The 9639-nt window shown below is 70.1% G+C and carries 8 protein-coding genes; 1 reads left to right on the top strand and 7 read right to left on the bottom strand.

The window, feature by feature from the left end; genetic code table 11:
- Window positions 1-89 precede the first annotated feature (89 nt).
- The 7 genes from ACFWQC_RS13140 to ACFWQC_RS13110 form a co-directional block, all read right to left on the bottom strand.
- On the bottom strand, window positions 90-734 hold the full coding sequence (locus ACFWQC_RS13140; RefSeq protein ID WP_355018379.1) for a thymidine kinase: 645 nt from the start codon (window positions 732-734) through the stop codon (window positions 90-92).
- Between the two features lie 10 nt (window positions 735-744).
- Window positions 745-1362, bottom strand: coding sequence for a CGNR zinc finger domain-containing protein (locus ACFWQC_RS13135; RefSeq protein ID WP_378678150.1), 618 nt, complete (start codon window positions 1360-1362; stop codon window positions 745-747).
- A 49-nt stretch (window positions 1363-1411) separates the two neighbouring features.
- Window positions 1412-2035, bottom strand: a complete 624-nt coding sequence (locus tag ACFWQC_RS13130) for a pyridoxamine 5'-phosphate oxidase family protein (protein WP_378678147.1) — start codon at window positions 2033-2035, stop codon at window positions 1412-1414.
- Window positions 2036-2190: 155 nt separating this feature from the next.
- Window positions 2191-3315: an alkaline phosphatase family protein gene (locus ACFWQC_RS13125; protein WP_378678144.1), complete on the bottom strand. Its 1125-nt coding sequence runs from the start codon at window positions 3313-3315 to the stop codon at window positions 2191-2193.
- Complete coding sequence (locus ACFWQC_RS13120; protein ID WP_378678142.1) at window positions 3312-3896, bottom strand: DUF5998 family protein; 585 nt, start codon at window positions 3894-3896, stop codon at window positions 3312-3314. The genes ACFWQC_RS13125 and ACFWQC_RS13120 overlap by 4 nt, the downstream gene beginning before the upstream one ends.
- A 33-nt stretch (window positions 3897-3929) precedes the next feature.
- Entirely contained in the window at window positions 3930-6632 is a 2703-nt protein-coding gene (locus ACFWQC_RS13115; protein WP_378678139.1) for a GNAT family N-acetyltransferase, read from the bottom strand.
- Window positions 6633-6681: 49 nt separating this feature from the next.
- On the bottom strand, window positions 6682-6909 hold the full coding sequence (locus tag ACFWQC_RS13110; RefSeq protein WP_160024211.1) for a type II toxin-antitoxin system VapB family antitoxin: 228 nt from the start codon (window positions 6907-6909) through the stop codon (window positions 6682-6684).
- Window positions 6910-7086: 177 nt separating this feature from the next.
- Between ACFWQC_RS13110 and ACFWQC_RS13105 the strand changes: the two genes are divergently transcribed.
- The gene (locus ACFWQC_RS13105) at window positions 7087-9549 is read left to right on the top strand and encodes a DNA topoisomerase (ATP-hydrolyzing) subunit A (RefSeq protein WP_378678135.1); all 2463 of its coding nucleotides are present in this window, start codon (window positions 7087-7089) and stop codon (window positions 9547-9549) included.
- The last annotated feature ends 90 nt before the right edge of the window (window positions 9550-9639 follow it).

Raw genomic sequence — 9639 nt, 5'->3', positions numbered from 1 at the left:
AACACGGTCCGATCGAGCGCCGACGGGACCGTGTTGGTCTCGACACGCTCGGCCGCAGGCGGCCTCGCGGCTCGACCAGCGTCGCGGGGTCAGCCGAACGGCAGCGGCTCGGGCACCAGCGAGACCGACTGGGCCCGGGCCGCGGTCAGGCGGCGGCGGTGGTGCTGGCGGCAGAGGACCTCGTAGGAGACCGCGCTGGGGGCCTCGTCGGTGTCGCCGACGACGACCTGGTCGCCCTCGGTGACCATGACGCCGTCCTCGACCCGGGCGTTGTGGGTGGCCCGCTTGCCGCACCAGCACAGCGCCTCGACCTGCAGCACCTCGGTCCGGTCGGCGAGCTCGACCAGACGAGCGGCACCGGGGAAGAGCCGGGTGCGGAAGTCGGTGAGGATGCCGAAGCAGAAGACGTCGATCTGCAGCTCGTCGGTGATCTTGGCCAGCGCCTCGATCTGCACGGGCGTGTAGAACTGGGCCTCGTCACAGATGAGGTAGTCGATCCGGGCGCCGTGGGTCAGCGAGTCGACGGCGTGGCGCCAGAAGTCGAAGTCGTCGGTGACCTCGATCGCGTCGTGGGTCAGACCGAGTCGCGAGGTGACCACCGCCTCGCCGGAGCGGTCGTGGGCGGTGAAGATCAGCCCCACCCTGCCGCGAGTCGCGTGGTTGTGGTTGGTCTGCAGCGCGAGAGTCGACTTCCCCGCGTCCATCGTCCCGGTCCAGAAGGTCAGCTCAGCCACTTGCGGAAGCCTAGTGGGCTGCGCTGCGGCTCGTGGCAGGACCCTCAGAGCTGGACGCGTTCCGCCGATAGTGGCGCGCGACCCGTGCCCGGTTCCCGCAGCCCGCGGAGCACCACTCGCGCCGTGGGTGGTCGCGGACGAAGTACAGGACGCAGCCGGGGCCGCCGCACGCCCTCAGCTCGTGGGGCGTGTGCTGGGCCAACACCTCGGATCCCTCCAGCGCCACCAGGTTCAGCTCCCGCTGCGGCCCGGTGCCGTCGGCGAGCCACTCTCGCTCGTAGCCACCCTGCGCACCGTGGCGGAGCGTCGGCGCGCAGTGGGACACGAACTCGTTGAGCACCGCGAGCGCCGTCTCTGTGCTGAGTGCATCGGAGACGGCGGCCGGCCGGCCGTCGGCGGTCAGGTCGGCGGCCAGCCGGCGCAGGGCGTCGCGCAGCGCCCGGGCCCGGCCGAGGTCGTGCTCGTTCAGATCTGGGTGGCGGCCGAGGCCCGCCTCCTCGGCCCAGGCCTCCAGGTGCGCCACGCTCTCCAGCGAGTCGTGCACTCCCGTCCGGTCGGCCCAGATCGTGTTCATGAGACGTACGGCCCGGGGCTGGGTCGGGTACAGCACCGGCACCTGCAGCTCCACGGCCGCCTCCTCCGTCATCGATCTCTGTCGGTCAGTTCTAACGGTCAGTCTAGGGTTCAGCCGTTACACCACGCGCGGCGGCCAGCTCAGCCTCGAGCTCGCTGATCCGCTCGGCCAGCTCAGCGACGGTGTGCCGGGCCGTCTCCAGGGGCACCAGTTGCGGGATGTGCTGCTTGCAGTTCCAGTCGAACGCCTCGACGTCGATCAGGATCCCGCGCTCCACGCGCGCCGCGCTCCCGGCCGGAGCGAGCGAGCCGACCAGCTCGGGGTCGTCCTCGAGCTCGACGACGCGCGCTCGACCGAAGATCTTCATCCGCGCCTGCAGCTGGTAGTCGATCAGGAACAGCGAGACCCGCTCGTCGTGATCGAGGTTGCCGCGGGTGATGTACTGCCGGTTGCCCCGGAAGTCGGCGAACCCCAGTGTCGTCTCGTCGACGACCTTCAGGAACCCGGGCGGTCCGCCGCGGTGCTGGACGTAGGGCCATCCGGTCTCGTTGACGGTCGCAAGGAAGAAGCTGTCGCGCGAGGTGATGAACGCGGCCTCGCCCCTGCCGATCCGGTCCGGCGCGTCACCCGCCTCCGCCATCGGTGCGTACGCGGCGGCGCTCCCGTGGATCGCCTGGTGCTCGGTCACCAGCGGCGTGAACGCGACCTGCCCGTAGTGCCCGGTCATCGCCGGCCCTCGTCGACTCTGTGCTCACCCATGACAAGCCTTTCCGCCGGACACGACAAGTGTCCTTCTAATGGATACGTAGGTTGTAACCATTAGTGCGGCGAGTCATTCCCGCCCGGCGAGATTGGCGCACAGCAGCGCCCGGGACGAGCGCGTCAGGAGACCAGCAGCGGGATGAGCATCTCGTCCGGGGTCAGCGATCCGTGCAACCCGACCAGCGTCGTCTCGTACTGGAACAGGCTCGTCGAGACGACCGCGTGCTCCCCGTGGGAGGCGACGATGACGTCACCGAGCCGCGGCAGCACCGAGGGGGTGACCGGCCCGAACCAGCCACGACGGATCGCGGTCTCCCGGGTCATCACGTCGGCCTTGTCCCCCAGCGTCTCCGACCAGGTCGCGACCACGTCGTCGACCGCGCCGCGCGAGCAGTAGAGATGCCGGAAACGGGCCTCGCCACCGACCAGGGCGACCCCGTGGCGGAGCTCGGAGAAGTCGTCGATGTCGGTGCGGGAGGTGGCGGGCGAGTCGACCATGCCGTGGTCGGCGAGCACCAGGAGGCGTACGGACGGGTCCAGGGCGTCCCGCAGCTGCTCGGCCTCGGCGTCGATCATCGAGAGCTGCTGCAACCAGGGCGAGGAGGCGACGCCGTACTTGTGGCCGGTCCAGTCCAGGTCGCCGTCGTAGAGGTAGGTCAGGGACCCCGGCACCCGCGAGAGCGCGACCGCCGAGGCGATCCGCTCCCCCACCCGGTCGGCGCCGACGAACTCGGCACCCCGGTGGGCGGCGATGGTCAGCCCGGAGCCGCCGAAGACGCGCTTGTTGATCACCGTGACCGGCACACCGGCCTCGCCCAGCCGCTGAAAGACGGTCTGGTTGGGCTGCCACTCGACCGGGTCGACGTCCTTGCGCCACTGCAGGGCATTGAGCAGGTGCTCGGTGCCGGGGATCCGGGAGGTGTAGCCGACCAGTCCGTGCCCGCCCGGCGTCAGCCCGGTGCCGAACGAGGTGAGGCTGGTCGCCGTCGTCGACGGCACCCCGGCAGTGCCGGTCTCCTGGTCCTCGCTCAGCGAGGCCAGGAACGGCGCGGCGTGCGCATAGCGGCGCAGCAGGTTGGTGCCCATCCCGTCGACCAGGAAGACGACGTACGCAGCGGCCGCGGGCAGCTCGAGACCGGGTCGCGCCTCGGAGGTGCCCAACGGGATGCCCATGGCGGCGGCGACCGCCGGCAGGACATCACCCAGTGAGCGCTCCCCGTAGGCGGGGGCGACGAACCCGGTCACCGGTTGTGCGTGCGAGCCGAGAGCGATTCCGCGAAGGAGAGCAGGCGCTCGACCGAGTCGTGACCGTCGGCGGCGGCCGAGACGCGCAGCGAGAAGTCGTCGGGGGTGAGCACGCCGGTGTAGCCGTGGTCGGCGTCGCAGTTGGGGTCGGAGCAGCCCGCGGGCTCGAGGTCGACCCGGTTGACGCCGCCCCAGCCGATGGTCATGACCACCTCGGCCGGCTTGCTCGATCCCTTGGTCGGGTTGGTGATCATCCGGGTCACCACCACGGAGTTCACCGAGTCGATGCGTACGGCCTCGGTCGAGGTCGAGGTGTAGGGCTCGGGCAGCAGGTCGTCGCCGGCGTGCTCGTCGGTGTGGGCCAGGATCAGCCTCGTCGGGGTCAGCACCAGCACGGAGAGGTGGCGGCGCACCTCGTCACGGTCGAACGTCGGCTCGTGGTGCAGGAAGAAGGAGGACACCTTCTCTCCGGCCACTGCGGAGGCGACGCAGTCGGCCACCACCTCGGGGTAGTAGCCGGTGCGGTCGATCTCGGCGCGCAGGTCGTCGGCGCGGTCGAGATCATCGGTGCGGGTGCTCATGGCACCCATCCTTCCACGGGGTTCCACGGTGGCCTAGCCGGGCAGTGTGTCGCCCACCGCGGGATTGAGGCGGCGTACGAACCAGTCCGAGCGTGGATCGGCGACCAGGTCGACCCTGGCGCCGGCGGTGAGGACTGCCGCTCCCTCGAGCCCGACGAGGACCAGCGAGAGGTCGAGGGAGGAGATCTGGGGCAGGTCGTTCTGCAGCTGGGCGACCCTGAGGACGAGCCGCTCGATCTCGTCGACGTCGACCATGTCGCCGCCGCGGTAGCCGAAGAGCATCGGCGCCGCCTTGATCTCGCGCACCATCGAGGCGGCATCGCGCTCCGACAGCGGCGGGATCCGGTAGGCCTTGTCGGCCACCAGCTCGGTGATCGGGCCGGCGATGCCGAAGGAGACCACGGGGCCGAACAGCGGGTCCTCCATCGAGCGGATCGCGACCGGGACCCCCGGGGGCGCGGTGCGCTGCACGGTGAACCCGCCGGTCTCGGGCGGGATCCGGCTGGTGATCAGCTCCCAGGCCTCGGTCATCTCGTCGACGTCGTCGATGTTGCGTACGACGTGGGCCTGGTCGGGCCGCTCCCGGACGCTCTCGACGGTCGCCTTGAGGACGACACCCCAGCCGAGGTCCTCCGCGGCGGCGATCGCCTCCTCGAGGGTGCTGACGCTGTGGGTGTTCCAGAGCTTGATGCCGTAGGCGGCCAGCACCATGCCCAGGTCCTCGCGGCTCAGGTCGCCCCCGGCCGGGCGCGCGGCGAGCACGTCGGTGACGATCTTGCGCGCCGTGCGCGGGTCGCACTCGCCGGTGCTGAGCCACGGGGTCTCGCCGTCGGCGGAACGCAGCCACACGGCGTACTCCACGACCTTGGCCAGGGCGCGTACGGCCGACTCCACCGAGGAGTAGGACGGCACCGAGCCGCGACCGGCGGTCGAACCGGCGACGTCGGGGACACGGAGCAGCTCGGGGACACCCTCGGCACCCAGGAAGCTGGTGACCAGCGGCTTGTCGGACTGCTCCCCCACCGCGGCGAGCACGTTGGCGATCTCCTCGCCGGAGACGTTGAGCGGCGGGATGTAGACCGAGATCACCGCGTCGACCTCGGGGTCGTCGATGGCCGCGTCGAGCGCGTCCTCGAAGTCCTCGGCGCTCGGCTCGGTGGGCAGCGGAACCTGCTTGTTGACCTGCAGACCCGCCGAGACGGCGGCGTCGGCGGCCAGCAGGCCCAGGGCGTCGGAGTTGCCGACGATGGCGACCCGCCGGCCGCGCGGGAGCGGCTGGTGGGCGAGGAGCTGGGCGACGTCGAACATCTCGTCGAGGGTGTCGACCTGGATGATCCCGGCCTGGCGGAACATCGCGTCGACGGCCGCCGGCGGGGCGCTGATCTTGCGGACCGCGTGACCCATCGGGACACCCTGGGTGGTGCGGCCCGAGCGGACGGCGACGATCGGCTTGCGCAGGGAGACGCGGCGGGCGATGCGGGAGAACTTCCGCGGGTTACCGATCGACTCCAGGTACATCATCACGACCTCGGTCGAGACGTCCTCCTCCCAGTACTGCAGGAGGTCGTTGCCGGAGACGTCGGCGCGGTTTCCGGCGCTGACGAAGGTCGACAGGCCCAGGCCTCGGTTGTTGACCTTCTCCAGGATCGCGGAGCCGAGCGCACCCGACTGGCAGAAGAAGCCCGCGCGGCCGCGCGGCGGCATCGTCGGGGCAAGGCTGGCGTTGATCTTGACCTGCGGGTCGGTGTTGATGACGCCGAGCGCGTTGGGCCCGATCAGCCGCAGCCCGTAGGAGCGGGACAGGTTCACCAGCCGCCGCTGCCGCTGGCGGCCCTCCTCGCCGGTCTCGGCGAAGCCGCTGGAGATGACCACGAGCCCGTGCACGCCCTTGGCGGCACAGTCGAGCACGACGTCCTGGACGGCGTCGGCGGGCACCGCGACGATGGCCACGTCGACGTCGTCGGGGATGTCCTGGACGCTCTTGTACGCCGGCATGCCGCTGACCGCGGTGGAACTGGGGTTGACCATGTAGACCCGGCCGGTGAAGTCGCCGATCACCAGGTTGCGCACGAGCGCCTGGCCGACGGTCTCCTGTCGCCGGCTGGCCCCGATGACCGCGACCGAGCGCGGGTTGAAGAAGCGGTGGATCGAGGCGGACTCGGCCTCGTGCTCGCGCAGGGCGAGGCGGCCGACCGCGGTGTCGGTGACGTCGATCCCGAACTGCAGCGAGATGACCCCGTCCTCGTAGACGCTGGCCACCTTGTAGCCGGCGTCGCGGAAGGTCTGGATCATCCGCGCGTTGTCGGGGAGCACGTCGGCGGTGAACTTGGTGACCCCGCGCTCACGCCCGGCCTGGGCGAGGTGCTCGAGCAGGATCTGCGCGATCCCCCGGCCCTGGTAGTCGTCCTCGACGAGGAAGGCGACCTCGGCCTCCCCGGGCTTGACCACGTCGTAGCGCCCGACGGCGATCATCCGGCCCCGCAGGGTCAGGATGAACGCCACCCGGTCCTTGTGGTCGACCTCGGTGAAGCGCGCGACGTCGCGGGCGGACAGGTGCGGCATCGGCGAGAAGAACCGGTAGTACTTCGACTCGTCGCTGACCCGGTGGTCGTAGAAGTCGACCAGCAGGTCCTTGTCCGCCGACCGGATCGGCCGGATGTGGGCCGTCCGCCCGTCGCGCAGCAGCACGTCCGCCTCCCAGTGGGAGGGGTACGGCGGGGTCTGCTGCGCGGTCACGAGAGAAATCTAGCGGCAGAGGCCAGGGTCTCGCGCGCAGCAGCCGCCGTCAGTGACGTACGACGTTGGCGCGGTCGCGCTCGTTGAGCACCCGCCAGCCGTCATAGTCCCAGTTCCGCGCCAGCTTCTGGGCGTGCTTGGGAGCATCGCCCTCATGGTTGCGGATGACGAGCTCGCGTACGGCGAACTCCACCGCCTCCTGGGGCGTGGTCGCGCCGGAGATCCGCTGGATCTCCTCGAGCAGCTCGGTGTCGAGCTCGATCTGGGTGACAGCCATCTTCAAGCACCTCCATGTGCGTTGAACCGGTGACTCCGGACGGATTGATCTCTACAGCCAATGTACGCGGATGCGCGGCATACGGAAGACCAACTCGGCTCGGATCCGCATCCAGAAATCGGCACTGTCGGCGAGCCCGATGTCGCACTCGCACAGGGATTCGAGACAATGCCCCTTATGGCACGCGGCAAGACCAAGCAGGACGTACCCGACGACTTCGAGGAGCACATCCTCGACACCGACATCGGGGACGAGATGCGGTCCTCATTCCTGGAGTACTCCTACTCCGTCATCTACTCCCGGGCACTGCCCGACGCCCGCGACGGTCTCAAGCCCGTGCAGCGCCGGATCCTCTACACGATGAACGACATGGGCGTACGTCCAGACCGCGGCCACGTGAAATGTGCCCGCATCGTCGGTGAGGTGATGGGCAAGCTGCACCCGCACGGCGACGGCGCGATCTACGACGCCCTCGTCCGGATGGCGCAGCCGTGGGCGATGCGGCTGCCGATGATCGACGGGCACGGCAACTTCGGCTCCCCCGGCGGTGACGACCCGGCCGCCGCGATGCGTTACACCGAGGCCCGGATGGGCCCGGCGGCGCAGGCGATGACCGACGACATCAAGGAAGACACGGTCGACTTCCGGCCCAACTACGACTCGCGGGAGATGGAGCCGAGCGTGCTCCCCGCGGCGATCCCCAACCTGCTGGTCAACGGCGCCACCGGGATCGCGGTCGGTATGGCCACCAACATGGCCCCGCACAACCTGATCGAGGTCATCGCCGCCGCGCGCCACCTGATCAAGCACCCCGGCGCCGAGCTCGACACGCTGATGAAGTTCATCCCCGGCCCCGACCTCCCCACCGGCGGCACCATCGTCGGCCTGGACGGGATCCGGGATGCGTACGAGACCGGCCGCGGCTCCTTCAAGATCCGCGCCACCACGCGGATCGAGCCGTTCGGGCGCCGCAAGGGCATCGTGATCACCGAGCTGCCGTTCAACATCGGCACCGAGAAGATCATCGAGCGCGTCAAGGTCCTGGTGCAGTCCAAGAAGATCCAGGGCATCGCCGACCTCAAGGACCTCACCGACCGCGAGCACGGCACCCGGCTGGTGATCGAGGTCAAGAACGGGTTCGTGCCCGAGGCCGTCCTCGAGCAGCTCTACAAGATGACGCCGCTGGAGGACTCCTTCGGCATCAACAACGTCGCGCTCGTCGACGGGCAGCCGCGCACGCTCGGCCTCAAGGAGCTGCTCGAGGTCTTCCTGGGACACCGCTACGACGTCGTGCGCCGCCGTTCGCAGTTCCGTCGTGACAAGGCTGCCGACCGGCTCCACCTGGTCGACGGGCTGCTGATCGCGATCCTCGACATCGACGAGGTCATCCAGCTGATCCGCGCCTCCGACAACGCCGGCGAGGCCAAGGAGCGGCTGATGTCGGTCTTCGACCTGAGCCAGCCGCAGGCGGAGTACATCCTCGACATGGCGCTGCGCCGGCTGACGAAGTTCTCCAAGATCGAGCTGGAGAAGGAGCGCGACGAGCTTCGCGCGACGATCGAATACCTCGACTCGATCCTCGGTGACGACGAGATGCTGCGCAAGGTCGTCTCCGACGAGCTCGGCGAGGTCTCCAAGACCTTCGGCACGCCGCGGCGCACCGTGCTGCTCGCCTCCGCCGGCACCCCGGCGCTCGAGGCGATGAGCCTCGAGGTCGCCGACGACCCGTGCTTCGCGCTGCTCTCCTCGACCGGTCTCCTGGCCCGCTCCTCGGACGCGGAGCCCTTCTCGACCGGCTCCGGCCGCGCCAACCACGACGTGATCGTCTCGGTGGTCCCGGCGACCGCGCGAGGCCAGATCGGCGTGCTCACCTCCCGCGGTCGTCTCGTACGTCTCGGGGTGCTCGACCTGCCGGCGATGCCGCCGACCCACGGCGACCCGAACCTCTCCGGCGGTCTTCCGCTGTCCGCGCTGCTCTCGCTGGAGTCCGACGAGCGCGCACTGGCGCTCACGACGCTGGCCACCGACGGTCCCGGCATCGCGCTCGGCACCCGCCTGGGCGTGGTGAAACGGGTCAACCCGGAAGTGCTGCTCAACAAGGACGAGTGGGAGGTCATCAAGCTCGCCGACGGCGACGAGGTGGTCGGCGCGGCCGAGCTGCGCACCGGCACCGAGTCGCTGGTCTTCGTCACCTCCGACGCCCAGCTCCTGCACTTCCCGGCAGATGTTGTCCGTCCCCAGGGACGCAGCGCCGGCGGCATGGCCGGCGTCCGGATGGCGCACGGCTCCCGCGTCGTCTTCTTCGGGATCGTCTCCGCCGACGCTCCCGAGGGTGCCGCGGTCGTCACCGTCGCCGGCTCCTCGAGCGCTCTGCCCGGGACCGAGACCGGCTCTGTGAAGACCACGCCGTTCAGCGAGTACCCGGCCAAGGGCCGAGCCACCGGCGGCGTACGCGCGCACCGCTACCTCAAGGGCGAGGACTCGATCGTCTTCGCCTGGGTCGGCGCCGCTCCTGCGATGGCCGCCGCGGCCTCCGGGGCGCCCATCGAGCTGCCCGAGATCGACCCGCGCCGCGACGGCTCCGGGATCCCCCTCGAGCAGCCCATCGACGCCGTCGCCGGCCCGGTCGCCCACAGGTGACGCCCCGCTGGTCGAGCCGCCGGAGCCGCTAGGCGGAGGCGTGTCGAGACCAACACGGTCCTATCGAGCGCCGATGGGACCGTGTTGGTC

Source organism: Nocardioides sp. NPDC058538 (assembly GCF_042719275.1).
In the GTDB taxonomy this organism is placed as follows: Bacteria; Actinomycetota; Actinomycetes; order Propionibacteriales; family Nocardioidaceae; genus Nocardioides.
The sequence above is the reverse complement of the archived record's forward strand: the minus strand, read 5'-3'. Positions and strand labels throughout refer to the sequence as shown.